The organism is Nocardioides sp. WG-D5 (assembly GCF_054031175.1).
Map to the genome: position 1 here is coordinate 3,518,833 of NZ_CM132928.1, position 24,194 is coordinate 3,543,026.

Below are 24,194 nucleotides of genomic sequence, written 5' to 3' on the forward strand. Positions count from 1 at the left end.
TCCAATAGGGCGAGTAGTACTACGAACGACGTGTTACACCGCCGGCCGGCCAGCGCGCGTTTCGATCAGATAGGTCACAGCGATCTGAGGGCCAGAAACACGTCGACGCGGTCCTCCATCGTGGTCAGGTCACGGCCGGTCAGCTCCTCGACCCGGGAGATCCGGTAGCGCACGCTGTTGACGTGGAGATGGAGCGACTCCGCGGTGCGCGTCCACGACCCGGCGTACGTCAGGAACCGCTCGAGCGTCGGCACCAGATCGCTCCCGGTGCGCTGGTCGTGCTCGAGGACGGGGCCGAGGACGCGCTGGGCGTAGGTGCGGCGGATGTCGTCGGGGACGGTGGCGAGCAGCAATACGTGGGAGGTGACCTCCTCCGAGCTGGACAGCGCCACTGCGCCACCGCCGGAGCGGGCGACCCGGTGCGCGAACCGGGCCTCCTCGAGCGCGCCGGCGAGTGCCTCGATCCCGCTCTCGCCGCTCAGTCCCACCGACAGGGACCCGCGGACCAGCGCCGGCCCCAGCCGGGTGAGCGAGCGGCGCAGCTGGTCGGTGAGGTCCGGGCGGGCGGGGAGGAAGGCGACCGCGCAGCCGTCGCGGGCGCTCGCGACGACGGATGGTCCCAGGCCGAGGGCCACGTCCTCGAGTACCGCGGCCACCGCGTCGGGCGGGCCGCCCGGCCCGAGCTCGGCGACGGCGAGGACGAGCGGACGCTCGGGGTCGATCCCGGACTGGCGCAGCCCGGCCGCGATCTCGGCAGGTGAGGCACCGGCCTCGAGGTGGGCGAGGGTCGCGGCCGCGAGGGGCCGCCGGACGCGGAATCCCTCGTCGCGCCGGGAGCGGTCCAGGGCGGTGATGGCCCCGAACTCGTGGACCATGTCGAGGTCCTCCCGTGGCCAGGTGGTGTGGTCGCCCTCGACCACCACGGTCCAGCCGGTGACCCGGTCGGCCAGGCCCGATCCAACCGGGAACAGGGAGTAGCTGCGGTCACCCACGTCGGCCACGGCCGGCAGCAGGTCGGCGGTCAGGAAGCGGCGGGTGAGCGCGTCGACGGTCTCGGGATCGAGCTCGCCGGGCCCAGGGACGACATGTCGGCCGCTCGCGGTGAGCACCCGGCACGCATGGCCGATCTCGGAGGCCACCCGGGCGGCCAGCTCGTCGAGGCTGCGGCCCGAGGCGATGGCGGAGAGGAGCTGGCGCTGGCGGGCCAGGCTGGCCGACATCCGGGCGCTCTCGCCGGCGGCGCCGGCGGCCGCGACGTACTCGGTGACGTCGGCGAACGCCACGTCTCCGGGGACCTCGACCAGGGCGACCTGGTGGCGGCGGCAGGCCTCGACGAGATCGTCGGGCACCGCGCCGAGGAGCGCGGCGCCGGCCAGCAGGCAGGTCGCGCCCCCGTCGGCGATCGAGGACACGAACGTCTCGCTGTCCTCGGGCCGGCGACGCCAGACGAGGCCGGTCAGGACGAGCTCGCCGCCGTTCAGATAGCGGCCGGGCTCGAGCAGGTCGATCGTGATCGTGCGGCCCACCGGACGCTCGAGCGAGCCCTCGGGCGCGTGCAGGAGTCGCAGCTCCAGGCTGGGCGTCTCCAACAGCTCTGCAAGTAGCACGGGTGCCTCCACGGTCCGCCGGTCCGAAGCCGCGTCTTGGAGGAACGTACAACGCCTGCGTACGTGCGTGCGAGGCCCGTTGTCGTTTCTTCATCAGTTTGGGGCCCGGGAACCGGCCGGGGTTGACGTGACTCCGCTCACATCCTTATATTTCGAATGTCAGAAATCAAATTCCGCATTACGGAAGGAATGGTGAGAATGTCCCACCAGCTCCGCTACGAGGTGAACTGCTCGATCCTGTTCACCGAGCTCCCGCTGCTCGAGCGCCCCGCGGCGGTGAAGGCCGCCGGCTTCGACGCGGTGGAGTTCTGGTGGCCGTTCGCCGAGGCCGTTCCGTCCGACAAGGACGTGGACGCCTTCGTCGCCGCCGTGCAGGACGCCGGGGTGCACCTGGTCGGCCTCAACTTCTTCGCCGGCGACATGCCCGCCGGTGACCGCGGTCTGGTCTCGTGGCCGGCCCGGTCGGCGGAGTTCCGCGACAACATCGACGTCACCATCGGCATCGGCGAGCGCCTCGGCTGCACCGCGTTCAACGCGCTCTACGGCAACCGCATCGAGGGCACCGACCCCGAGGCGCAGGACGAGCTCGGCGCCGAGAACCTCGCGCTGGCCGCCCGCGCTGCGGCCCGCATCGGCGGCACCGTGCTGGTCGAGCCGGTCAGCGGCGCCGACCGCTACCCGCTGCTCACCGCCGCCGACGCCGTGGCCGCGATCGACCGAGCCGGCGAGCCCGGCATCGGTCTCCTCGCCGACCTCTACCACCTCGCCGTGAACGGCGACGACGTCGACGCGGTGATCGCTGCGTACGCCGCACGCATCGCCCACGTCCAGATCGCCGACGCCCCGGGCCGCAACGAGCCCGGCAGCGGCGACCTTCCGCTCGAGCGGCAGCTCGCCGCCCTCGAGGCGGCCGGCTACACCGGGTGGGTCGGGCTGGAGTACAAGCCCGCCACGACCTCCGCCGAGAGCTTCGACTGGCTGCCGCGCGAGCGCCGCAGCGCCGCGACAGCCACCCGCTGACACGCCCCCTGACCATCCAGCAGGAGAGAACATCATGACCAACATCGCATTCATCGGCCTCGGCATCATGGGCAACCCGATGGCCGTCCACCTGGCCGAGGCCGGCCACACCGTCGCCGGCTACGACCACTCGACCGAGCGGGCGAAGGCCCTCGTCGAGGCGGGCGGCCGGGCCGCCGAGTCCACCGCCGACGCCTGCCGCGACGCCGAGGTCGTCTGCGTCATGGTGCCGGACTCGCCCCACGTCGAGGAGGTCCTCGCGGCCGAGGGTGGCGTCTTCGAGAGCGCCCCGACCGGCGCGCTGATCATCGACTTCTCCAGCATCCGGCCCGACGTGACCACGGCGCTCGCCGAGCAGGCCACCGCCCGCGGCTTCCGCATCCTCGACGCCCCGGTCTCCGGTGGCGAGGCCGGCGCGAAGAACGCGGCCCTCTCGATCATGGTCGGCGGCTCGGCCGACGACTTCGCGACCGCGAAGCCGCTCTTCGACGCGGTCGGCAAGACCATCGTCCACGTCGGCCCGAGCGGCGCCGGCCAGACGGTCAAGGCGGCCAACCAGCTCATCGTCGCCGCCAACATCCAGGCGCTCTCCGAGGCGGTCGTCTTCCTCGAGGCGTACGGCGTGGACACCAAGGCCGCCCTCGAGGTGCTCGGCGGCGGGCTCGCCGGCTCGGCCGTTCTCAACCAGAAGAAGGAGAACATGCTGACCCGCTCGTTCCAGCCCGGCTTCCGGATCGACCTGCACCACAAGGACATGGGGATCGTCACCGCCGCCGCCCGCGAGGCCGGCGTGGTGGTCCCGCTCGGCTCCCTGGTCGCCCAGCTGATGGCGAGCGCGCGGGCCAACGGCGACGGCGGCCTGGACCACTCCGCGCTGCTGCGGGGCGTCGAGCGGCTGAGCGGCTCTGCGCTGAAGGGGGAAAACTGACATGGCACGCATGCGCGCGGTCGACGCCGCCGTCCTGATCCTGGAGAAGGAGGGCGCGACCCAGCTGTTCGGCCTCCCGGGTGCCGCGATCAATCCGTTCTACAGCGCGATGCGTGCGCACGGTGGTCTCGACCACGTGCTCGCCCGTCACGTCGAGGCGGCCTCCCACATGGCCGAGGGCTACACCCGGGCGAAGGCCGGCAACATCGGCGTCTGCATCGGCACCTCCGGTCCCGCCGGCACCGACATGATCACCGGCCTCTACTCGGCCTCCGCCGACTCGATCCCGATCCTGTGCATCACCGGTCAGGCGCCGGTCGCGAAGCTCCACAAGGAGGACTTCCAGGCCGTCGACATCGCCGCCATCGCCGGACCGCTCACCAAGATGGCGGTCACCGTCATGGAGCCCGCCCAGGTCCCCGGCGCCTTCCAGAAGGCCTTCCGGCTGATGCGCGAGGGACGTCCCGGCCCGGTCCTGATCGACCTGCCGCTCGACGTCCAGCTGGCCGAGATCGACTTCGACATCGAGACGTACGAGCCCCTGCCGATCGCCAGGCCGGCGGCCAGCCGTGCCCAGGCGGAGAAGGCGCTGACGATGATGCTGGCCTCGGAGCGTCCGCTGATCGTGGCGGGCGGAGGCGTGATCAACGCCGATGCCGCCGACCTGCTGGTCGAGCTCGCCGAGGTGACCGGCGTCCCGGTCGTCCCGACGCTGATGGGCTGGGGCACGATCCCGGACGACCACCTGCTCAACGCGGGCATGGTCGGTCTGCAGACGTCGCACCGCTACGGCAACGCGACGATGCTGGCCAGCGACTTCGTCCTCGGCATCGGCAACCGCTGGGCCAACCGCCACACCGGCTCGGTCGAGACGTACACCCGGGGACGTACGTTCGTGCACATCGACATCGAGCCGACCCAGATCGGCCGGGTCTTCGCACCGGACTACTCGATCGTCTCCGACGCCCGCGCGGCGCTCGAGGTGCTCGTCGAGGTCGCCCGGGAATGGGCGGGGGCGGGCCGGATCCCGAGCCGTACGGCCTGGGCCGAGGAGTGCGCCGAGCGCAAGCGGACCCTGCACCGCAAGACCCACTTCGACAACGTCCCGATCAAGCCGCAGCGGGTCTACGAGGAGATGAACCGCGCCTTCGGCGCCGACACCCGGTACGTCACCACGATCGGCCTGTCCCAGATCCAGGCCGCGCAGCTGCTGCACGTCTACCAGCCGCGGCACTGGATCAACGCAGGTCAGGCGGGCCCGCTCGGCTGGACCCTGCCGGCGGCCCTCGGCGTCGCGACCGCCGTCCCCGACGGCCAGGTCGTCGCGCTCTCGGGCGACTACGACTTCCAGTTCCTGATCGAGGAGCTGGCGGTCGGCGCCCAGTTCAACATCCCCTACATCCACGTCGTCGTGAACAACTCCTACCTCGGCCTGATCCGCCAGGCCCAGCGCGGGTTCGAGATGGACTACTGCGTCCAGCTCGCCTTCGACAACGTCAACAGCCCCGAGGTCGACGGCTACGGCGTCGACCACCTCAAGGTCGCCGAGGGCCTGGGCTGCAAGGCGATCCGAGTCACCGACCCGAGCGATCTGGGTGCCGCCTTCGAGAAGGCCAAGGCGCTTCAGGCGGAGTATCGGGTCCCGGTGCTGGTCGAGGTCATCCTCGAGCGGGTCACCAACGTCTCGATGGGCGTCGAGATCGACGGTGTCGTCGAGTTCGAGGAGCTCGCCGAGCGTGGTGAGCACGCCCCGACCGCGCTCGTCCCGCTGGACTGACTCATGGTCAGAGTCCTGGTCGCCTCCGACAAGTTCAAGGGGTCGCTCACCGCTGCCGAGGTCGCGGCGGCGGTGAGCGCGGGGATGCGCCGGGGGCGTCCCGGTGTGGTCGTCGACGCGATCCCGGTCGCCGACGGCGGCGACGGCACCCTCGCGGCGGCCGAGTCCGCCGGTTTCACGCTGGTGCCGGTGACCGTGACCGGGCCGACCGGGTCGCCGGTCGAGACGGCGTACGCCCGGCGCGATGACGTCGCCGTCGTGGAGCTCGCCGATGCGGCCGGGCTCGCCCAGCTGCCGGGGGCGCCCGATCCACTGGGCGCCTCCAGCCTCGGGGCCGGCCAGGTGATGGCGGCGGCGATCGATGCCGGCTGTCGCCGGGTGGTGCTCGGCATCGGCGGCAGTGCCAGCACCGACGGGGGAGCGGGTCTGCTCCGCGGGCTCGGTGCCCGGCTGCTCACCGCGTCCGGCGCACCGGTGCCCGACGGCGGAGCCGGCCTGGAGCAGGTGGCCCGGCTCGACCTCGCCGAGCTCCGCCGCCGGGTCGAGGGGGTCGAGATCACCGTCGCCTGCGATGTCGACAACCCGCTCACCGGCCCCCGCGGCGCGGCCGCGGTCTACGGGCCGCAGAAGGGTGCCGATCCCGACCAGGTACGCCGCCTCGACGCAGCGCTCGCGCACTGGGCCGACGTCGTCGCAGCGACGACCGGCGCCGATTGCCGGGACCATCCGGGTGCCGGTGCCGCCGGAGGTGTGGGTTTCGCTGCTGTCGCCCTCCTCGGCGCCGAGCTCCGCTCGGGGATCGACCTCGTGCTCGAGCTGGTCGGCTTCGCCGCGGCGCTGGACGGCGCGACCCTCGTCGTCACCGGGGAGGGAGCGCTCGACGAGCAGACCCTGCACGGCAAGGCCCCGGCCGGCGTCGCCGCCACGGCTGCCCGCGCCGGCGTCCCGGTCGTGGCGGTCTGCGGGGTCAACCACCTGGACCACGACCGGCTGCGAGCGGCCGGGATCGGGGCGGCGTACGCCCTGGTGGACGTCGAGCCCGACCGGCAGCGCTGCCTGGCCGACGCAGCGGCCCTGCTCGAGCAGATCGCCGAGCGGATCGCCGTCGGAATGCTCACCGAGGTAACTCGGTGAGCGCGCACCTCCTTCGTGGAGTTCCACGAGGGAACAGCAACCAGACCGAGATACCTCGGTCGACATCCGAGGAGGCGACATGAGACTGCTGAGCGTGGGACCGCCGGGGCAGGAACGCCCCGCCGCCCTCGACGACCACGACATCCTGCGCGACCTGTCGGCCGTCGTGCCGGAGATCGACGGGAACCTGCTGGGCGACCCCGAGCGGCTCGACTCGGTCAGAGCGGCAGTCGCATCAGGCCGCCTTCCGAGAGTCCCCGACGCCACCCGGATCGGACCGCCGGTCGCGAGGCCGGGCAAGGTCGTCGGGGTCGGACTCAACTACGAGGACCACGCCGAGGAGGCCGGGGTCGCGATCCCGGAGGAGCCGGTGGTCTTCCTCAAGCCCTCGACGACGGTCGTCGGGCCGTACGACGCGATCGAGCTGCCTCCCGGCTCGACGATGACCGACTACGAGGTCGAGCTGGGGGTGGTGATCGGGCGAAGGCTCTCCCGGTGCCCGGACCCGAAGCAGGCGCTCGCCGCGGTCGGCGGCTACCTCACCGCCGACGACGTCAGCGAGCGGGCTCGGATCGCGGCCGGGCCGACCTGGGCCAAGGGCAAGTGTGCCGACACCTTCACACCGATCGGCCCCTGGCTGGTCACGCCGGATACCGTCGGCGACCCGCAGGACCTCGGCCTGCAGCTGTGGGTCGACGGCGAGCTGCGACAGCACGGGACGACCGCCCGGATGGCCTACGGCGTCGGTGAGGTCCTCGCCTTCCTCAGTACGCTGATGACACTCGAACCCGGCGACCTGGTGCTGACCGGGACGCCTGGCGGGGTCGCAGCGTTGCGGCCCGAGCCCCGGCCCTTCCTGCGGGAGGGGCACGTGGTGGAGGTCGAGGTGACCGGCCTCGGGCGCCAGCGTACGCGGGTGGTGGCAGTCGAAGAGGCAGTCGATGAGGCAGAGGTGAAGGTGTGAGTCGAGATCTCGATGTCGTCATCCGCGCGGCGCGGATGGTGACCCCGGACGGGGAGACAGCAGGCAGCGTCGGCATCAGCGACGGGAGGATCGTCGCGGTCGAGCCGGGGGACCTGACCGCGGACCGCGTGGTCGAGCTCGCCGACGACGAGGTGCTGATGCCGGGCGTCGTCGACGCCCATGTGCACGTCAACGACCCCGGCCGGACCGAGTGGGAGGGCTTCGCCTCCGCGACCCGGGCCGCGGCCGCGGGTGGGGTCACCACCATCGTCGACATGCCGCTCAACAGCATCCCGCCCACCTGCGATCTCCCGGCGCTCGACCTCAAGCGCAAGACCGCCGCCAGCCAGGCCTTCGTCGACGTCGGCTTCTGGGGCGGTGCCATCCCGGGCAACGTCGCCGAGCTGCGACCCCTGCACGAGGCGGGCGTCTCCGGGTTCAAGTGCTTCCTGCTGCACTCGGGCGTCGACGAGTTCCCACCGCTCGACGCCGAGCAGCTCGAGCAGGCGATGCGCGAGATCCGTTCCTTCGACGGCCTGCTGATCGTGCACGCCGAGGACGCCCACGCGATCGAGCACGCGCCGGCGGCGGACGGTGGGGCGTACGAGCGATTCCTGCACAGCCGCCCGCGGGGCGCCGAGAACCTGGCCATCGCCCAGGTGATCGAGCTGGCCCGGTGGACCGGCTGCCGCGTCCACATCCTGCACGTCTCCAGCTCCGACGTGCTCGCGATGCTGGCCTCGGCCCGTCGCGACGGGGTCCCGATCACCGCCGAGACCTGCCCCCACTACCTGACCTTCGCCGCGGAGGAGATCCCGGACGGCGCGACGCAGTACAAGTGCTGCCCGCCGATCCGGGAGGCGGCCAACCGCGAGCTGCTCTGGCAGGGCCTCCGCGACGGCGTCATCGACATGGTCGTCACCGACCACTCGCCCTCGACGCCGGACCTGAAGGCCCTCGACACCGGCGACTTCGGCGTCGCCTGGGGCGGCATCTCCTCGCTCCAGCTCGGCCTGGCGGCGGTCTGGACCGAGGCCCGGGCCCGTGGCTTCGCCCTCACCGACATCGCCCGCTGGATGTCTGCGGCCCCCGCCCGTCATGCCGGGTTGCCGAGCAAGGGGCAGATCGCGGTCGGCCAGGACGCCGACTTCGCCGTCCTCGCCCCCGACGACACCTTCGTCGTCGACGCCGCGCGACTCCATCACAAGAACGCCGTCACGCCCTACCACGGCCGCACCCTCGCCGGCGTCGTCCGCGCGACCTGGCTGCGCGGCGAGAAGATCGACATCGAGGCCGCGCCCCAGGGCCGGCTGCTCAGCAGAGTCACCACAGAAGGAGCCCGACCATGAGCGAACCTCGCTACTACGCCCCGACCGGCGGCCACCCGTCGCAGCGGGAGCTGACCACCGACCGGGCCGTCTTCACCGAGGCGTACGCCGTGCTCCCCCGTGGCACCATGCGCGACATCGTCACCAGCAAGCTCCCGTTCTGGGAGGGCACCCGGCTGTGGGTGATCGCCCGGCCGCTCTCGGGCTTCGCCGAGACGTTCTCCCAGTACATCGTCGAGGTCTCGCCCGGCGGCGGCAGCGACAAGCCCGAGCTCGACCCGGGCGCCGAGGGCGTCCTGTTCGTGGTCGAGGGCGCGCTGACGCTCTCGATCGAGGGCGAGAAGCACGACCTCGCCCCGGGCGGCTACGCGTTCCTGCCGCCCGGCTCCGCCTGGACGCTCCACAACACCAGCGACCAGGTCGCCCGCTTCCACTGGATCCGGAAGGCCTACCAGCGGGTCGAGGGCATCGACGTACCGGAGCCGTTCGTCACCAACGAGGTCGACGTGCCCGGTGGTGAGATGCCGGGCACCAACGGCGCCTGGAAGACGCAGCGCTTCGTCGACCCCGATGACGTACGCCACGACATGCACGTCAACATCGTCAGCTTCGAGCCCGGCGGCGCGATCCCGTTCCCGGAGACGCACGTGATGGAGCACGGGCTCTACGTCCTCGAGGGCAAGGCCGTCTACCTGCTCAACAAGGACTGGGTGGAGGTGCAGGAGGGCGACTTCATGTGGCTGCGCGCCTTCTGTCCGCAGGCCTGCTACGCCGGTGGACCCGGCCGGTTCCGCTACCTGCTCTACAAGGACGTCAACCGGCACGCGGTCCTCTCGCGGCAGTTCGGCTGATGCCGGTCGCGGTCGTCACCGGCGCAGGCTCGGGTCTGGGCAGGGTGATCGCCCAGGCCCTGGACGGGGCCGGCTTCCAGGTCGCGCTGCTAGGGCGGACCAATGCCTCGCTCGAGGAGACCGCGTCGGTGATGGCGCGGTCCCTCGTGCTGCCGACCGACGTCGCCTCCGCCGACGAGGTGTCGGCGGCGTTCGCCGCGGTCGTCGGGATGTGGGGGCGCGTGGACCTGCTGGTCAACAACGCCGGCACCTTCGGCCCGAGCGGGGATCCGGACGAGATCCCGGTCGAGGAGTTCGCCGCGACCCTCGCGGTGAATGTCACCGGCTCCTTCCTGTGCGCCCGCGAGGCGTTCGCCCAGATGAAGCGGCAGGACCCGCGCGGCGGGCGGATCATCAACAACGGCTCGATCTCCGCCCACGTACCCCGCCCCGGCAGCGCCGCCTACACCACCTCCAAGCACGCGATCACCGGCCTCACCCGCTCGCTCGCCCTCGACGGCCGGGCCCACGACATCGCGGTCGGCCAGATCGACATCGGCAACGCGGCCACCGAGATGACCGCGGGCATCGCCGTCGGCGCCCGTCAGGCCGACGGCACCGTACGCCCCGAGCCGACCTTCGACCCCCAGCACGTCGCCGACGCAGTGGTCGCCATGGCCCAGCTGCCGCTCGGCGTCAGCGTGCCCACGATGACCATCCTCGCGACCGGGATGCCGTACGCCGGCCGCGGCTGACGGCACGGCCCCACTTCGTACCCCTGAAATGGGTTAGAACAGCCGTTCGGGTCCGCCAGCCTCTCCGGTCTGAGATCGTCAGCTCATGTCGATGTCAGGACCGGTGCGCGTAGCCGTGGTCAGCCCGCAGGAAGTCGTCGAACGCGGAATCACCTCGATGCTCGACGACTACCCCGACCGCGTGGCCGTGACCGCCCTTCCGTCCGCCCGCAGCGACACGACTGGCTTCGACCTGATCGTGTACGACACCTACGGCCTGTTCCTCGACGGTGAGCGTGAACTCGCCCACCTGCTGCACGAGACCGATGCGAAGGTGCTGATCTACAGCCGAGACCTCCGCCCCGACCTGCACGCCCAGGCCTACGCACTGGGCGCCAGGGCCTGGATCTCGATGAGCGCGGACGCCGCCGAGCTCGTACGCAGCATCGAACTCACCGCCGCCGGCGAGCCGATCAACGAGCCCCCGAGCGACCGGCAAGGCACCGCAGCCGGGCTCACGGTCCGGGAGATCGAGGTCCTCAAGCTGATCACCCAGGGCCTGCCCAACCAGGAGATCGCGAAGAGGCTCGCCATGAGCGGAAACACGCTCAAGAGCCACATCCGGCGGGCCTACCGAAAGATCCACGTCACCACGCGCAGCCAGGCGGTCAGCTGGGCGATCGCCCACGGTCTCACCCCGCCCGTCGAACCTCCTCGAATCTCGCCCGCACCGAAGGGTCCGCCACCTCCGCGGAAGGAGATGGAGGGCTCTTCGGCCTAGGTCAGCCGCCGCTGGTGATCGAGGAGGCGAGGCGGGCCGTGTTTGAGAGCATTCCGGTGTGAGCGAGTTGAGCCTGCGGCGCGTGGAGTACTTCGTGGTCGTGGCTGCGGAGCTGAACTTCGGTCGTGCCGCCGAGCGTCTGCACGTCACCCAGCCGGTCCTCAGCCGTCAGATCGCGCTGCTGGAGCGGGAGCTGGGGGTGCCTCTGTTCGAGCGATCCAGCAGGGGTACCTCCCTCACCGAAGCCGGCCGCGAGCTGCTTCCGGACGCGCAGGCGATGCTGCAGTCCGCGGCGGCTCTTCAGCGGCGCGGCCGGCAAGCCGCGCGCGGAACCCAGCGTCTGGTGGTCGGCTTCATGCCCGGCCTGCTGGCCACCCCGATCCTGCAGGGACTGCGCGCCGCGTTCCCGGCCCTCGAGGTCAGCACGGTGCGCACCAGCTGGGACGACCAGGTCGAGACCATCCTCGACGGCCGCGTGGACCTGGGCCTGGTGCGTCTGCCGGTACCGACCCGCGGGCTGACCGTGCAGCCGCTGTTCGCCGAGCACCGACTGGCGGTGCTGCCGCGTACGCATCCGTTGGCCGACCGCAGCGCGCTCGACATGGACGCCGTGGCCGAGCTCGAGCTGCTGCAGTCGCCGGACGCCGTACCGGAGTGGCGTGAAGCGCGTCTCCGGAGAGGTCTGCCCGTATCCGTGGCGCCGAGCTATCCCCACGAGGTCGAGGTGAAGCTGGAGCAGGTCGCCCTCGGGCTCGGCGTCGCGTTCCTGCCCGCCTCCACCGCACGGTTCTACTCCCGGCCGGACCTGATCGCGAAAGAGGTCAGTGGCCTCGGACCGAGTGAGGTGGGTGTCGCCTGGGCGGCGCGACGTCGCTCGGAACCGTTGACGCGGGCGATCGAGCTCGCTCATGCCTTGCGGACATCGCTGACGACGGAAAGGGTCTTGGACGAGGCGCCCGGGTCACACTGATCCTGGATACGTGACCATCTCCACCTCTTCCCGCATCGTTCTCATCGGCGCCACCAGCGGCATCGGCCTGGCCATCGCCCGGCGTGCCGCCGAGTCCGGCGCCGCCGTGACCATCGCCTCGCGCCGACCCGAGTCCATCGAGCGCGCCCTGGGGCAGCTCCCCGCCGGCGTCGTCGGTCGCGCCGTCGATGCCAGCTCGAGCCACGCCGTGGCCGGCTTCTTCGACGAGATCGGCGAGTTCGACCACTTCGCCTACACCGCCGCGGAGAACCTCACCGGCTTCCCGATGGCGGACTACACCGTCGAGAGCGCCCAGCAGTTCTTCGCGCTGCGGCTCTTCCACATGCTCGATGCCGTACGCCTCGCCGTTCCGCACCTAACCTCACACGGCTCCATCACGCTCATGAGCGGCACCGCCGCGTTCAAGGGCGGCCCCGGCTGGACCCTCGGCACCGCCGTCTCCGGAGCCGTCGTCTCGGCGGCCCGCAGCCTCGCCGTCGAGCTCGCGCCGCTACGCGTGAACGTCGTCGCCCCCGGCGTCGTCCGCTCCCCGCTGTGGTCGCAGATGAGCGAGGAGGACCGCGAAGGCATGTACGCCAGCCTGTCCGCATCACTGCCGCTGAAGCGCGTGGGCGAGCCCGACGACGTCGCCAAGGCCTTCCTCGCCCTCATGGACCAGGACTACGTCACCGGCACCGTCTCCGTCGTCGACGGCGGAACGCTCGTCTCCTAGTCTGCGGCAGCGAGCGCTGGGGAGGAGCCGGCGTAGCCGCCATCGAGCTCGTCGACGGCGAAAAAGTCGACCTGAAGACGAAATCCGATTCGCCTCGGGGACCGAAGACCCGGTGACGGCGCCCCTGCGCCGGTCGTCCCTTCGACCCCCGAGGAGCCCGGATGAGCAGCCCCGATCCCGAACGCCGCCGGATCGCAGTGGTGGGCAGCGGCGTCGCGGGCCTGACCGCGGCGTACATCGCGTCCCTGCACGGAGCGGTCACCCTCTACGAGGCCGACGACAGGCTGGGCGGCCACGCCGACACCCACCGCGTGACCACGCCGGACGGGAGCGAGCTGGCGATCGACACCGGGTTCATCGTGCACAACCGGCGTACGTATCCGACGCTGCTGCGTCTCTTCGCCGAGCTGGACGTGCCGACCCAGGTCTCGGAGATGTCGATGTCGGTGCGGTCTGAGGCCGCGGGCGTGGAGTACGCGGGCGCGCGCGGGATCCGCGGGGTGCTGCCCGACCGGCGGGCGCTGCGGCCGGCGCACCTGCGGATGCTCGCCGAGATCCCCCGGTTCCACCGGGCCGCCCGGGCGCTGCTGGCCGGTGACGAGCCCGACGACCGCACGCTCGGGGCCTTCCTGGACGAGCACGGGTTCACCCCGCACTTCCGCCGCCACTTCATGGCGCCGCTGGTCGCCGCGGTGTGGTCGTGCGACCCGGCGACGGCGCTGAGCTACCCGGCTCGCTACCTCTTCGAGTTCCTCAGCCACCACGGGATGCTGCAGGTCTTCGGCTCGCCGCGCTGGCGCACGGTCACCGGCGGGTCGGCGACGTACGTCCAGAGGGTCGCCGCCATGATCCGTGACCGCGGCGGCCGGGTGCTGACCTCGACGAAGGTGGTCACCGTGGTCGAGACCGGTGCGGGTGTCGAGATCACCGACGGCAACGGGACCACCGAGGTCTTCGACGCCGCCGTGCTGGCGACCCACCCCGGGCAGTCGCTGGCGATGCTCGGCGAGCCGACGGCGGACCAGCGGGAGATCCTGGGTGGGTTCCCGTACTCCGCCAACCAGGCTCAGCTGCACACCGACACCAGCCTGCTGCCGGCCGGCGAGCACGTCCGGTCCTCGTGGAACTACCTGGAGCGGCCGGGCAGCGGTCGGGTCACGGTCACCTACGACCTGACCCGGTTGATGCGGCTGCCGGCTCCCGGAGGCGTACGTCACCTGGTCACGCTCGGTGGGGCGGACCTGATCGATCCGGAGAAGGTCATCGCCACCATGGAGTACGAGCATCCGCTCTACACCCCGGAGTCGGTCGCCGCTCAGCAGCGTGCTGACGAGCTGGACTCGGACGTGCTGGTCTTCGCCGGCGCCTGGCGTGGCTGGGGGTTCCACGAGGACGGCGCCCGCTCCGGGGCCCGGGCGGCCGAGCGGCTGGGGCTGCGGTGGACGAAGCCCACGAAGCCGCGCGGGGAGCCGGCGACCGGTGTCTACCGCACCACGATCAGCCACACCCGGCGGGGGCCGCTGCGGAACCGGTTCGTGCACCGCTCCCACTGGCAGGTGGTCGACCTGGACCGGCTGCCCGATCACGGGCCCCTCGGCCGCTTCGAGGCCCGCGACCATCTCGGCGACCCCGAGCTCTCGATCCGGGAGAACCTCGCCGCGTTCCTGAAGCTCCACGACATCGACCTGGCCGACGCGCGGGTGCTGATGGCGGCCCAACCGAGAGCCTTCGGCTTCTCCTTCAACCCGATCAGCGTCTACTGGTGCACGGCAGCCTCCGGGGAGCCGCTGGCCACCGTCGTCGAGGTGCACAACACCTACGGCGACCGGCACGCCTACCTCGTCCACCCCGACGAGCGGCACCGGGCACAGGTCGCCAAGGCGATGTACGTCTCGCCGTTCCACGGCGTCGACGGCCACTACGACCTCACCGTGCCGCCGCCCGACGGGCGGCTCGCGGTCGCCGTCCGGCTGACCACCCAGGACGGGACCGTCTTCGACGCCGCCGTCCGCGGCGTCCGGGTCGAACCGCGCTTCGGGGCCACCCTCCGTTCCGCTCCTGCCGCGCTGCTCGGCGCGGCGTGGATCCGCCTCCACGGCATCGCGCTGTGGCTACGACGCCTGCCGGTCCACAGCCGGCCGCTGCACCATCAAGAAGGAGTCCGATGAACACCGTCGAAGCACCCGTCGCCCCGGCCGTGGAGGACCGCTGGCCGATGCTGGAGGAGGCGCCCACCGGCCTGGTGACCCGAGGCGCCGCGGCCGCTGCGGCGACCCTGTTCCGGACCGCCACGAAGCGGCTCGGCATCAGCGTGAGCGAGGACGGCGGCCCGGCCGACATCGTGCTGCACCGGCCCGAGGAGTTCTACGCCAGGATCAGCCGGCACGGTCTGATCGGCTTCGGCGAGGCGTACCTGACCGGAGCCTGGGACGCTCCTGAGCTGGGCGAGACGCTGACCGTGCTGTGCCGCGACGTCAGGGACCTGCTGCCCGGATGGGCGCAGAAGGCGGGCGCGGTCTACGAGCGTCGTCGCGGCGCCACCGACCTGAACACCCCCGAGAACGCGCGCGAGCACATCGGGCACCACTACGACCTCTCCAACGACTTCTTCGCGCTCTTCCTCGACCCGACGATGAGCTACTCCTCGGCGCTGTTCTCCTCGCTTCCCTCCACCGAGGACCTGGCGATCGCGCAGCACCGCAAGATCGACCGGATCCTCGAGGAGGCGGGGGTCGGCGCGGGCACCCGGCTGCTCGAGATCGGCACCGGCTGGGGCGAGCTCGCCCTGCGGGCCGCTGCCCGGGGCGCCCAGGTCACCACGGTGACCCTCTCCGTCGAGCAGGCCGACCTGGCGCGCCGCCGGATCGGCGCGGCCGGTCTGAGCCATCGGGTGGACGTGGAGCTGCGCGACTACCGGGCCGTCGACGGGACGTACGACGCGGTGGTCTCGGTCGAGATGATCGAGGCCGTGGGCGAGCGGTTCTGGCCGGTCTACTTCGCGAAGATCGATGAGGTCCTGGCCCCGGGCGGCACAGCGGTGATCCAGGCGATCACCATGCCGCACGACCAGATGCTGGCGACCCGGAACATCGAGACCTGGATCACCAAGTACATCTTCCCCGGCGGCCTGCTGCCCTCGACCGAGGCGATCACCGCTGCCACCGAGGCGCACACCCGGCTCCGGATACGCAGCCGGCTCTCCTTCGGCCCGCACTACGCCGAGACGCTGCGGCGCTGGGACCTCGCCGTACGCGACCGGGCCGACGAGGTCAGGGCGCTCGGCTTCGACGAGACCTTCCTGCGGATGTGGCACTTCTACCTGGAGTACTCCCGGGCTGGATTCGCGGCGGGTTACATCGACGTCCAGCAGCTCACCTTCACCCGGGACGAGGCCCCGACCGGCGGGGGAACCGGTCAGGGCCTCGGGTTGTGAGGCAGCGGCGACGGATCAGCCGCCGGGCCGCTCGATGCTGTGCCGTTCGATGATGCGAGCGATCTCGGTGAAGCCGCGGCTGCGGGCGTGCTCGAGCGGCGTGACGCCGTCGCGGTCGGCGATGCTTGGGTCGGCGCCGTTCTCGAGCAGGCTGCGGACGACCCGCTGCCAGCGCTCGGTCCCCTCGCCCAGGATCACGGCCTCGAGGAGGGCGGTCCAGCCGAGGTCGTTGACGTGGTTGACATCGATCTCGGTGCGAGCGACCCGCTCCACGTAGTCCGCGTGGCCGCGCTCGCTCGCGGGGATGATCGAGACGCCACCGTAGCGGTTGCGCACGGTCAGGTCCGGGTCGACGCTGAGCAGCAGCTCGGCCATCGGGACGCTCCCGGTGACGCCGGTGACCAGCCACGGGGTGTCGTGCTGGCCGTCGAGAGCGTCCGGGTCGGCCCCCAGGTGCACCAGCAGTCGGGCCGTGGAGAGGTGGTCCTCGGTGACCGCGAGCAGCAGCGGCGTACGCCGGTTGCCGTCGCGTGCCTCCAGGTCGGCGCCGCCACGGAGGGCCGCCGCGGCCGCGTCCGCATCGCCGGCTGAAGCGGCGTGCAGGAGCTGGGCGTCGGCGTCGGCGACCTCGGAGGAAGCAGTACGCAGCGTCGACACGATCGCGTCGAACCCGCGCCCCTCGGCGTGCTGGAGGGCGGTCTTCCCGTCCCGGCCCGCCTTGACCGAGATGTCCACGCCGGCCGCCACCAGCACCCGCACCGTGTCGGCGGCGTCCGGGCCGTCGTCACCCAGGACGACCGCCTCGTGCAGTGCCGTCCAGCCCAGGTTGTTGACGTGGTCCAGGTCGATGCCGGCCTGCACCAGGCGACCGACGACGTCGGCGTGCCCACGTTCGGCGGCGCGGATCAGCGCGGTGCCGTCGTAGGAGTCCTTGGCGTTGATGTCGGCGCCGTTGCGCAGGGTCAGGTCGAGCAGGTCGACATAGCCCTCGCTCGCGGCGATGAGGTAGACGCTCTGCTGGGTGTCGTCCTGGTAGTCGACGTCGGCACCGGCCCGGATCAGCTCACGGGCACGCGCCACGTCGTTGTCCCAGGCGGCCTTGATCAGCTGCTCGTTCATCCGCTGTCGCTCCTCCGGGTCGGGGGTGTTCTTCGGCGCCTCGGACGGGGCCGACGCAGGGCTGGACGGAGACGACTGGGCGGTCTCCACCGGCGCCGCGGCGCAGCCTGCCAGAAGCACGGCCAGCGCCGCGGCGGCCATCGACCAGCGCAGGTGTGGCCGCACCGATGTGGACAGCGTCATCGCGGCATCCGTGCGGTGACGATCTCGTACGGCCCCTGCGCGGTCTGCTCGTCGAAGTGGCTGTCGACCAGCAGCATCCGGCCGTCGAGCAGCTTGCCGGTGGTGAAGACGCGGTCCGGGTCGGTCGCGCGCGAGGAGACGTGCTCGGCGGAGGTGGCGGACCGGTTCAGCTCCAGGTGCACGATCTGCTTGTCGAAGTTGCGGATCACGGCGAGGTCGCGGCCCTGCCGGATCAGGCCGTCGGCGTTGCGCAGGTCGGCGCCGTCGGTGTCGATCGCGCTGACCTCACCGGTCGCGACCGAGAAGCGCCACAGCTGGCCGGTGTTGCCCTGGGCGACCACGAACGCCGAGCGGTCGGTGCTCAGCACGATGCCACCGAGGTTGAAGCCCTCCTGCCGGGCGATCAGCGAGCTGCCGTCGGCCCACTCGGTGGCCTCCCAGCCGTTCGCGCCTTCGGCGACGCGGATGATCGTCGGGTCGTTGGAGTTGGTGAAGTACGCAGCCCCGTCAGGTCCGATCGCGACGTCGTTCAGGAACGCGTTGTTGTCGGGGACGCGAAGCGCCGCCAGCAGCTCGCCCGAGGGGCTGTAGACCCACAGGTCGGGACGGTCGTTGCCGGTGCCGTTCGGACCGCCGGCGATGTAGATGCGGCCCTCGTCGTCGACGGTGATGCCGCGGGCGGTGTAGCGGCCGTCGGTGCCGTCACCGGCCAGCCACTCCTCGGCCTGGGCCCGGTCGGCGGTGCCCCGCTGGATCTCGCCGCCGGTGACCTCGCTGACGTAGAACGTCCCGGACTCCTGGTCGACGCCGATCCCCTCGAACTTCGAGCCGCCCTGGGCGAACGACTCGCCCTCGAGCAGGTAGCTCGCCGGCCGGCCCTCCGCGGCGTTGGCCGCGGTGCCCGTGCCGAGGGCGGTGAAGGACAGGGTGGCCGTGGCGGCGATGCCGGCCAGGCCGGCGAGGGCGGCGATTCGGGACGTACGCATGGTGGTTCTCCTGAGTTCCGTGCTTGATGGTCGAGCTGATGTGCCTCAACCATCGCCGTCGGGGAGGGGTCCGGACATCGGGAGACCGGCGACGTCTGGATAGCCGTCCGGCGACACCCCGGATAGCCGATTGGATGATGCCGGTGCCCCGCGACCGGCTTAGCCTGGAACGACCATGTCGACCGACACCGAGCCAGCTCCAGGGCCAACCCCGTCCGCCGCCGGTGGGATCCTGGCCGGCCAGTCGTTGCTCGACCGCTGGCTCCACATCTCACTGGTGGTGCTCGTCGTCGCCTCGGTCGCGCGCTACCTGCAGGGGCACGGCCTCGGCGACCAGGCCGAGGTGGTCCTGCCCGGCGCCGCCGTCCTCCTGATCGCGTACGCAGCGGGCCGCCGCCTCATCGGCACGGCCGCGGTCGTCTGGCTGGCCGCGGTGGTCGCCTGCTGGACCGTGCTGGCGCTGATCGCGCCGTCCTTCTCATGGGCGGCGGTGCCCCTGGTCTTCCTGGCGCTGCGGGTGCTGCCCTTCCGCTGGGCGGTGGCAGTCACGGTGTTCCTCGTCGCGGTCGTCGCGGTCGCCTGGAGCCGGATGACCGGCCTGGCCGACCCGACCGTGCTGCTCGGCCCGGTCTGTGTCGCCGTGCTCGCCGTGACCGCCTACCGGGCTCTGGAGCGCGACGCGGCGACCCGCCGCATGCTCCTCGCCGAGCTCGAGGCGGCCCAGGACGAGGTCGCCGACGCCGAGCGCCGAGCCGGTGTGGTGGCCGAGCGCGCGCGGCTGAGCCGGGAGATCCACGACAGCGTCGCCCAGGGCCTGACCAGCATCAACCTGCTGCTCCAGGCCGCCGACCAGGAGTGGGAGTCGCGCCCGGCCGACGCCCGCGACCACGTCGACCAGGCCGCCACCATGGCCCGCTCTTCCCTCGACGAGGCCCGCCGGGTCGTCCGCGACCTCGCCCCCGCCGAGCTGACCGGCGGATCGGCGCTGGTCACGGCCGTACGCCAGGTCGCCGAGGACGTCGCCGCCACCACCGGGCTCGACATCCCCGTCCACGTCCACGGCGAGCCGCACGAGGTCGGCGGCCGGGTCGCGACGGCCGTCGTCCGCACCCTGCGCGGTGCCCTCGCCAACGTCGCCGAGCACGCCGGCGCGATCACCGCGGTCACGTCCCTCACCTTCCACGAGGGCGGGGTCGCCCTGGACGTACGCGACGACGGGGCGGGCTTCGACCCGGCCGACCTCAAGGAGTCGGACGGTCTGCGGGGACACGGCCTGGCCGGAATGCGGGCTCGCGCCCGGCTGCTGGGTGGAGACTTGGTCATCGAGAGTGCCCCGGGGGAGGGCACGGTGGTCGCGGCCTCGTTCGCGGCGGCCCAGCTGGGAGCGGAGGAACGTCGTGGGTGAGCAACACGTCCGGGTGGTGCTGGTCGACGACCATCCGGTGGTCCGGGCCGGCGTACGCGCCCTGGTGAGCGCCCAGGACGACCTGGACGTGGTCGGCGAGGCGGCCGACTCGGCCCAGGCGGTCGCGATCGTGGCCGAGACGAAGCCGGACGTGGTGCTGATGGACCTCAGCCTCGGCGACGGGCCCGGCGGTGCGGAGACCACCCGGCTGGTCCGCGACCTGCCCTCGCCCCCGCAGGTGCTGGTGCTGACGACGTACGACACCGAGGCCGACGTCCTCGAGGCCGTCGACGCCGGTGCGGCCGGCTACCTGCTGAAGGACGCCCCGCCCGACGAGCTGTTCCGGGCGATCCGGGGCACCGCCCGCGGCGAGACCGTGCTGGCGCCCTCGGTCGCCACCCGGCTGCTGCAGCGGGCCGCCTCCCCGGCGCCGAAGGTGAGCCCGCGCGAGGTCGAGATCCTGCGCCTGCTCGCCAAGGGCCTGGGCAACAAGGAGATGGCCCGCGAGCTCCTGGTCAGCGAGGCGACGGTCAAGTCCCACCTCTCCCACATCTACACCAAGCTCGGCGTCGACACCCGCGCCGGCGCCGTCGCCACGGCCATCGAGCGCCGCATCCTGCGCCCCTGACCGTAGCGGCGTACGCCGGGCCGTCAGCAGGTCGCGAGCAGCATCGGCTCCAGCAGGAGGCCGAGGTCGTAGGGCGGCTCGGTGGCACCGGTGTAGTCGCGGCCGGTCCAGGCGAGGGTGACCTGACGCTCCCCGTCGCGCGAGCTCCAGTTGATCGACTGGGTGCCGAAGTGGGCGCCGTCGTGGCCGTAGAGGTACTCACCCTCCGCGCAGGGGTCGGCGACGCGATAGATGCCCAGTCCGTAGTCGGGGTCGGCGCTGCCCGAGCGAGGCGGGAGCATGGCGTCGACCGATGCCGGCGAGACCAGCTCGCCGGTCAGCAGCGCCTCGTTGAGCGAGGCCAGGTCACGGGTGGTGCTGGTCGCGGCGCCGGAGGCGTGGAAGACGCTCGGGTCCAGGTCGGTCAGGGCCCGCCATCCGGTCTGGTCGATCTCGGCCGCACCCTCGAGGAACGGTCCGCGGTTGTGCGAGGTCTTCGGGTAGTCGGTGCGGAGCATGCCGGCCGGCCAGAAGATGCGCCGGTGGAGCAGGTCATCGAGATCGTGGCCGGTCTCCTTCTCGAGCATGACGCCGAGGGCGACGTAGCCGTAGTTGGAGTAGGAGAAGTCGGTGCCCGGCTCGAAGAGCCAGGGGACCGAGCGCATCGCGGCCAGGTGCTCGGCCTCGGTGTAGTGCTGACCGACGGCGTCGATGAGCTGCTCCAACGAGTCGGGGTCCTCGACGCGGGTCAGCAGCAGCTCCTCGGGGCCGCGCGGGGCCCCGGAGCGGTGGCTGAGCAGGTGCTCGATCGTGACGCCGGCAGGAAAGATCCCGGGCAGTACGTCCTCGGCCGACGTGTCCAGACTCCAGGTGCCGCGCTCGACCTCCTGCATGACCAGGGTCGCGATCATCGTCTTGGTGTTGCTGGCGACGTGGAACCTGTCGGAGGCCCGGACGTCGCGCTCGGTGCCCGCCTCGCGTACGCCACCCGCCCCCGTCCACGTCAGACCCGGAGCCTCGACCCGGGCGGTGACGCCGAGGGCACCGTCGGCGATGACCGCGTCGACGGCTCGGTCGAGCTCCGCGGCAGCCGGAGTCGACGACCGCGCCTTGAACCCTTGCTGCTCGGCCGCCGCCCGCTCGGCGATCGCGGTCGCTTCCCGGGTCAGCGCCGTCGGGTCCGGCGCAACGGCCGCGGGCCCGCGACCGGGATCGCGACCGGGACCGGGATCGGGCTGGGCGTACGCGGCCGGCACGGCCGTCAGCGGAAGGAGCACCGCGGCGATCGCTGCGGTGCTCGTGCGGACGAGGGTCCGAGACATGACTGCTCCTGTCGTCGTCGACGTTTCGCAGCCATCGTTCCGGGCCTGGACGTACGCCCACATCAGCCTCGAGCCGGAGATCGAGGCCCGCTTCGGTCAGTCTCGAAGCTGACGCCGCAGCGCGCGGGCGGCCTTGCCCTTGCGGGAGAACAGGTCGCGGCGCTCGGCGGGGGACATCGGGCCGAGCTTCGCGAGGACCGAGGAGGGGAAGCCGGCGACCTCGGGTGCCTCGCCGATCGGGACGGTGGTGTGGACGACCGGGGCGCCGGGGACCCCGCCGGCCCCCTCGTCGTAGAGATGGACCAGCGAGATCGCCTGGTGGCCGTCGACGGAGGCGGAGTAGCGGTCGAGGGTCGCGGGCGCGGCGGTGTAGCAGCTCGCGGAGGCGACCGAGACCGGGATGCCGGCGAAGGTGGTGCTGGTCGAGTAGTGCAGGTGACCTGCGAGAACGGCGCGTACGTCGGTCCCCTCCAGCACCGGGGCGAGCCGGTCCTGGCCGTCGAGCTCGATGATCACGCTGGCCTCGTTGAGGGGGAGCGGGATCGGCGGGTGGTGCATCGCGAGCAGGGTGCCGTGCGGTGCCGGCTCGGCGAGCTCCTCGCTCAGCCAGTCCAGCTGCGCCTGGGTGATGTCGCCGTGGTGCCAGCCGGGCACGGTGGTGTCCAGGGAGATGATCCGCAGGCCGTGGATGTCGTAGACCCGGTCCTGCGGGGCGTCGGAGGTTTCCCCGAACAGCATCTCGGAGTAGACCTCGCGCTCGTCGTGGTTGCCCATCACCCAGATGATCTCGGCCCCGAGGTCCGCGGCGACCGGCTCGACCTGCTTGCGGAGGCGTACGTAGGGGTCGCGCTCGCCCAGGTCGGCGAGGTCGCCGGTGAAGACGATCGCCTGCGGCGGGACGGTCATCCCGCGCAGCCGGTCCAGGGCGCGCTCGAAGCCGGGCGTCGGGTCGACCTTGCCGAAGATCCGCCGGTCACCGGCGTAGAGATGGGTGTCGGAGGTGGGCGATCGTATGACGGGGAGCGGGATACTGTCCGAACTGCACGCTCCCCAGCCTAGGTCCGTCCGGGGCGGAGTTGGAGGTTGTCAGGAACTGCCAACTCTCAGTTGGAAGTTCCCGCCAACTTCCAACTCAAACTGCATCTGAGTGGTAAGTTCAGCGGTCATGGATCCGGAGAGGTACGACGCTCCGCAGTTCGGCCGGGTGACCCGCGAGCCGGGCAACAAGTGGGCCTACTGGTACTACCTGCCCGCCCACATCCCGCGTGACCTGGCCCTCCAGCCGCTCACCGTGAAGGCGCTCTCGGACGCCGACGCCGCGTTGGGGCGACTGCAGGGTGTGAGCGCGCTGATCCAGGACCCCGAGCTGCTGATCGGGCCCTACCTGACCCAGGAGGCGGTCGCCTCCTCGCGGATCGAGGGCACCCAGACCTCCCTGGAGGAGGTGCTCCAGGACGAGGCCAGCGGTCAGGCGACCAGGAGCGAGGACGTCGCCGAGGTCAAGGCCTATCTCGCCGCGACCCGCCAGGGGTTCGAGCTCATCAAGAGCTGGCCGCTCAGCCAGCGCCTCGTGCTCGAGCTCCACAAGACGCTGCTGACCGGCGTCCGGGGCCACGAGCGCCACCCCGGAGAGTTCCGGCGGATGCCGGTCTGGGTGGGCTCGCCGACCGACGACCCCACCACCGCCGCGTACGTCCCGCCCCTCCCGCCGGACCTGCCGGAGCTGATCGCCGACTGGGAGGCGTACGTCAACGTCCCGGACCTCAGCCCGACGCTGGTGCGCTGCGCGCTGATGCACTACCAGTTCGAGACGATCCACCCGTTCCTCGACGGCAACGGCCGCATCGGCCGGCTGCTGATCAACCTGATGCTGATGGAGGAGGGGCGGATGACCACGCCGCTGCTCTATCTCTCGGGCTACATCGAGGCGCACCGCCAGACCTACTACCAGCGGCTGCAGAGCGTCCGCGAGCGCGGTGAGATGCAGGAGTGGCTGCAGTTCTTCCTCACCGCGGTGCGGCGCTCCGCCGAGGATGCCACGACCCGCTCCGAGCGCCTGGTCGCGCTCCGGGAGGCCTACCTCGACGAGGCGGCCACCTCGCGCGCCAACCTGTCCGGGCTGGTCACGCTGCTGTTCGCCAACCCCTACCTGACCGTCAAGCGGGTCCAGGACGCGACCGGCCTGACCAACCAGGGCGCGCGCAACCTGATCCAGGACGCCGAGCGGCGTGGGTGGATCGAGGCGGCCGGCCGGTCGGGCCGCGGCGGCCGGCATTACTGGGTCGCCAGGGCGGTGATGAACGTGATCGAGGAGCCTCTGGCGTACGACTGAG

At 71.8% G+C, this 24,194-nt stretch carries 21 protein-coding genes; 16 read left to right on the top strand and 5 right to left on the bottom strand.

Annotated features, from left to right (window positions below):
• Positions 1 to 74 precede the first annotated feature (74 nt).
• Entirely contained in the window at positions 75 to 1,607 is a 1,533-nt protein-coding gene (locus ACWZJV_RS17130; protein ID WP_457177348.1) for a PucR family transcriptional regulator, read from the bottom strand.
• 198 nt (positions 1,608 to 1,805) lie between these two features.
• Between ACWZJV_RS17130 and ACWZJV_RS17135 the strand changes: the two genes are divergently transcribed.
• From ACWZJV_RS17135 to ACWZJV_RS17195, 13 genes are all read left to right on the top strand, one after another.
• Positions 1,806 to 2,627, top strand: coding sequence for a hydroxypyruvate isomerase family protein (locus tag ACWZJV_RS17135; RefSeq protein ID WP_457177350.1), 822 nt, complete (start codon positions 1,806 to 1,808; stop codon positions 2,625 to 2,627).
• 34 nt (positions 2,628 to 2,661) lie between these two features.
• Positions 2,662 to 3,555, top strand: a complete 894-nt coding sequence (locus ACWZJV_RS17140; protein ID WP_457177351.1) for a 2-hydroxy-3-oxopropionate reductase — start codon at positions 2,662 to 2,664, stop codon at positions 3,553 to 3,555.
• 1 nt (position 3,556) lies between these two features.
• Positions 3,557 to 5,332: a glyoxylate carboligase gene (gcl, locus tag ACWZJV_RS17145; protein WP_457177353.1), complete on the top strand. Its 1,776-nt coding sequence runs from the start codon at positions 3,557 to 3,559 to the stop codon at positions 5,330 to 5,332.
• Between the two features lie 3 nt (positions 5,333 to 5,335).
• Positions 5,336 to 6,466 (top strand): glycerate kinase, encoded by a 1,131-nt coding sequence (locus ACWZJV_RS17150; protein WP_457177355.1) that lies wholly within the window; start codon positions 5,336 to 5,338, stop codon positions 6,464 to 6,466.
• A 79-nt stretch (positions 6,467 to 6,545) separates the two neighbouring features.
• The gene (locus tag ACWZJV_RS17155) at positions 6,546 to 7,430 is read left to right on the top strand and encodes a fumarylacetoacetate hydrolase family protein (protein ID WP_457177357.1); all 885 of its coding nucleotides are present in this window, start codon (positions 6,546 to 6,548) and stop codon (positions 7,428 to 7,430) included.
• Positions 7,427 to 8,779, top strand: a complete 1,353-nt coding sequence (allB, locus tag ACWZJV_RS17160) for an allantoinase AllB (protein ID WP_457177358.1) — start codon at positions 7,427 to 7,429, stop codon at positions 8,777 to 8,779. Before ACWZJV_RS17155 ends, allB begins: the two co-directional genes overlap by 4 nt.
• Entirely contained in the window at positions 8,776 to 9,609 is an 834-nt protein-coding gene (locus ACWZJV_RS17165) for a bifunctional allantoicase/(S)-ureidoglycine aminohydrolase (RefSeq protein ID WP_008364285.1), read from the top strand. The genes allB and ACWZJV_RS17165 overlap by 4 nt, the downstream gene beginning before the upstream one ends.
• Complete coding sequence (locus tag ACWZJV_RS17170; protein WP_457177361.1) at positions 9,609 to 10,343, top strand: SDR family oxidoreductase; 735 nt, start codon at positions 9,609 to 9,611, stop codon at positions 10,341 to 10,343. Before ACWZJV_RS17165 ends, ACWZJV_RS17170 begins: the two co-directional genes overlap by 1 nt.
• Positions 10,344 to 10,428: 85 nt before the next feature.
• Positions 10,429 to 11,103 carry a LuxR C-terminal-related transcriptional regulator gene (locus tag ACWZJV_RS17175; protein ID WP_457177363.1) on the top strand — a complete coding sequence of 225 codons (675 nt, stop codon included), beginning with the start codon at positions 10,429 to 10,431 and terminating at the stop codon, positions 11,101 to 11,103.
• Positions 11,104 to 11,161: 58 nt separating this feature from the next.
• The gene (locus tag ACWZJV_RS17180) at positions 11,162 to 12,073 is read left to right on the top strand and encodes a LysR family transcriptional regulator (protein WP_457177364.1); all 912 of its coding nucleotides are present in this window, start codon (positions 11,162 to 11,164) and stop codon (positions 12,071 to 12,073) included.
• Between the two features lie 10 nt (positions 12,074 to 12,083).
• Complete coding sequence (locus ACWZJV_RS17185; protein ID WP_457177366.1) at positions 12,084 to 12,806, top strand: SDR family oxidoreductase; 723 nt, start codon at positions 12,084 to 12,086, stop codon at positions 12,804 to 12,806.
• 161 nt (positions 12,807 to 12,967) lie between these two features.
• Positions 12,968 to 14,974 (top strand): DUF1365 family protein, encoded by a 2,007-nt coding sequence (locus tag ACWZJV_RS17190; RefSeq protein WP_457177368.1) that lies wholly within the window; start codon positions 12,968 to 12,970, stop codon positions 14,972 to 14,974.
• On the top strand, positions 14,971 to 16,239 hold the full coding sequence (locus ACWZJV_RS17195; RefSeq protein ID WP_457177370.1) for a class I SAM-dependent methyltransferase: 1,269 nt from the start codon (positions 14,971 to 14,973) through the stop codon (positions 16,237 to 16,239). Before ACWZJV_RS17190 ends, ACWZJV_RS17195 begins: the two co-directional genes overlap by 4 nt.
• 15 nt (positions 16,240 to 16,254) lie before the next feature.
• Here the strand turns inward: ACWZJV_RS17195 and ACWZJV_RS17200 are convergent, their stop codons facing one another.
• Both ACWZJV_RS17200 and ACWZJV_RS17205 read right to left on the bottom strand, forming a co-directional pair.
• Entirely contained in the window at positions 16,255 to 17,541 is a 1,287-nt protein-coding gene (locus ACWZJV_RS17200) for an ankyrin repeat domain-containing protein (protein ID WP_457177372.1), read from the bottom strand.
• Positions 17,538 to 18,527 carry an SMP-30/gluconolactonase/LRE family protein gene (locus ACWZJV_RS17205; RefSeq protein WP_457177373.1) on the bottom strand — a complete coding sequence of 330 codons (990 nt, stop codon included), beginning with the start codon at positions 18,525 to 18,527 and terminating at the stop codon, positions 17,538 to 17,540. The genes ACWZJV_RS17200 and ACWZJV_RS17205 overlap by 4 nt, the downstream gene beginning before the upstream one ends.
• 175 nt (positions 18,528 to 18,702) lie before the next feature.
• Here ACWZJV_RS17205 and ACWZJV_RS17210 point away from each other — a divergent pair, with 175 nt between their 5' ends.
• Both ACWZJV_RS17210 and ACWZJV_RS17215 read left to right on the top strand, forming a co-directional pair.
• On the top strand, positions 18,703 to 19,932 hold the full coding sequence (locus ACWZJV_RS17210; protein WP_457177375.1) for a sensor histidine kinase: 1,230 nt from the start codon (positions 18,703 to 18,705) through the stop codon (positions 19,930 to 19,932).
• A complete protein-coding gene (locus tag ACWZJV_RS17215) occupies positions 19,925 to 20,560 on the top strand; it encodes a response regulator (protein ID WP_457177377.1) in 636 nt (211 codons plus the stop codon). Before ACWZJV_RS17210 ends, ACWZJV_RS17215 begins: the two co-directional genes overlap by 8 nt.
• 23 nt (positions 20,561 to 20,583) lie before the next feature.
• Here the strand turns inward: ACWZJV_RS17215 and ACWZJV_RS17220 are convergent, their stop codons facing one another.
• Together ACWZJV_RS17220 and ACWZJV_RS17225 are read right to left on the bottom strand one after the other, a co-directional pair.
• Positions 20,584 to 21,861 (bottom strand): serine hydrolase domain-containing protein, encoded by a 1,278-nt coding sequence (locus tag ACWZJV_RS17220; protein WP_457177379.1) that lies wholly within the window; start codon positions 21,859 to 21,861, stop codon positions 20,584 to 20,586.
• A 96-nt stretch (positions 21,862 to 21,957) separates the two neighbouring features.
• Positions 21,958 to 22,890 carry a metallophosphoesterase gene (locus tag ACWZJV_RS17225; RefSeq protein ID WP_457181961.1) on the bottom strand — a complete coding sequence of 311 codons (933 nt, stop codon included), beginning with the start codon at positions 22,888 to 22,890 and terminating at the stop codon, positions 21,958 to 21,960.
• Between the two features lie 136 nt (positions 22,891 to 23,026).
• Between ACWZJV_RS17225 and ACWZJV_RS17230 the strand changes: the two genes are divergently transcribed.
• The gene (locus tag ACWZJV_RS17230) at positions 23,027 to 24,193 is read left to right on the top strand and encodes a Fic family protein (protein ID WP_457177381.1); all 1,167 of its coding nucleotides are present in this window, start codon (positions 23,027 to 23,029) and stop codon (positions 24,191 to 24,193) included.
• Position 24,194: the final 1 nt, after the last annotated feature.

What these genes read in the sequence shown, in the direction of transcription:
- ACWZJV_RS17135 (WP_457177350.1), top strand. Translation starts at nt 1,806, where the DNA reads ATGTCCCACCAGCTCCGCTACGAGGTGAACTGCTCGATCCTGTTCACC.
- ACWZJV_RS17140 (WP_457177351.1), top strand. Translation starts at nt 2,662, where the DNA reads ATGACCAACATCGCATTCATCGGCCTCGGCATCATGGGCAACCCGATG.
- gcl (WP_457177353.1), top strand. Translation starts at nt 3,557, where the DNA reads ATGGCACGCATGCGCGCGGTCGACGCCGCCGTCCTGATCCTGGAGAAG.
- ACWZJV_RS17150 (WP_457177355.1), top strand. Translation starts at nt 5,336, where the DNA reads ATGGTCAGAGTCCTGGTCGCCTCCGACAAGTTCAAGGGGTCGCTCACC.
- ACWZJV_RS17155 (WP_457177357.1), top strand. Translation starts at nt 6,546, where the DNA reads ATGAGACTGCTGAGCGTGGGACCGCCGGGGCAGGAACGCCCCGCCGCC.
- ACWZJV_RS17165 (WP_008364285.1), top strand. Translation starts at nt 8,776, where the DNA reads ATGAGCGAACCTCGCTACTACGCCCCGACCGGCGGCCACCCGTCGCAG.
- ACWZJV_RS17170 (WP_457177361.1), top strand. Translation starts at nt 9,609, where the DNA reads ATGCCGGTCGCGGTCGTCACCGGCGCAGGCTCGGGTCTGGGCAGGGTG.
- ACWZJV_RS17175 (WP_457177363.1), top strand. Translation starts at nt 10,429, where the DNA reads ATGTCGATGTCAGGACCGGTGCGCGTAGCCGTGGTCAGCCCGCAGGAA.
- ACWZJV_RS17190 (WP_457177368.1), top strand. Translation starts at nt 12,968, where the DNA reads ATGAGCAGCCCCGATCCCGAACGCCGCCGGATCGCAGTGGTGGGCAGC.
- ACWZJV_RS17195 (WP_457177370.1), top strand. Translation starts at nt 14,971, where the DNA reads ATGAACACCGTCGAAGCACCCGTCGCCCCGGCCGTGGAGGACCGCTGG.
- ACWZJV_RS17200 (WP_457177372.1), bottom strand. Translation starts at nt 17,541, where the DNA reads ATGACGCTGTCCACATCGGTGCGGCCACACCTGCGCTGGTCGATGGCC.
- ACWZJV_RS17205 (WP_457177373.1), bottom strand. Translation starts at nt 18,527, where the DNA reads ATGCGTACGTCCCGAATCGCCGCCCTCGCCGGCCTGGCCGGCATCGCC.
- ACWZJV_RS17210 (WP_457177375.1), top strand. Translation starts at nt 18,703, where the DNA reads ATGTCGACCGACACCGAGCCAGCTCCAGGGCCAACCCCGTCCGCCGCC.
- ACWZJV_RS17220 (WP_457177379.1), bottom strand. Translation starts at nt 21,861, where the DNA reads ATGTCTCGGACCCTCGTCCGCACGAGCACCGCAGCGATCGCCGCGGTG.
- ACWZJV_RS17230 (WP_457177381.1), top strand. Translation starts at nt 23,027, where the DNA reads ATGGATCCGGAGAGGTACGACGCTCCGCAGTTCGGCCGGGTGACCCGC.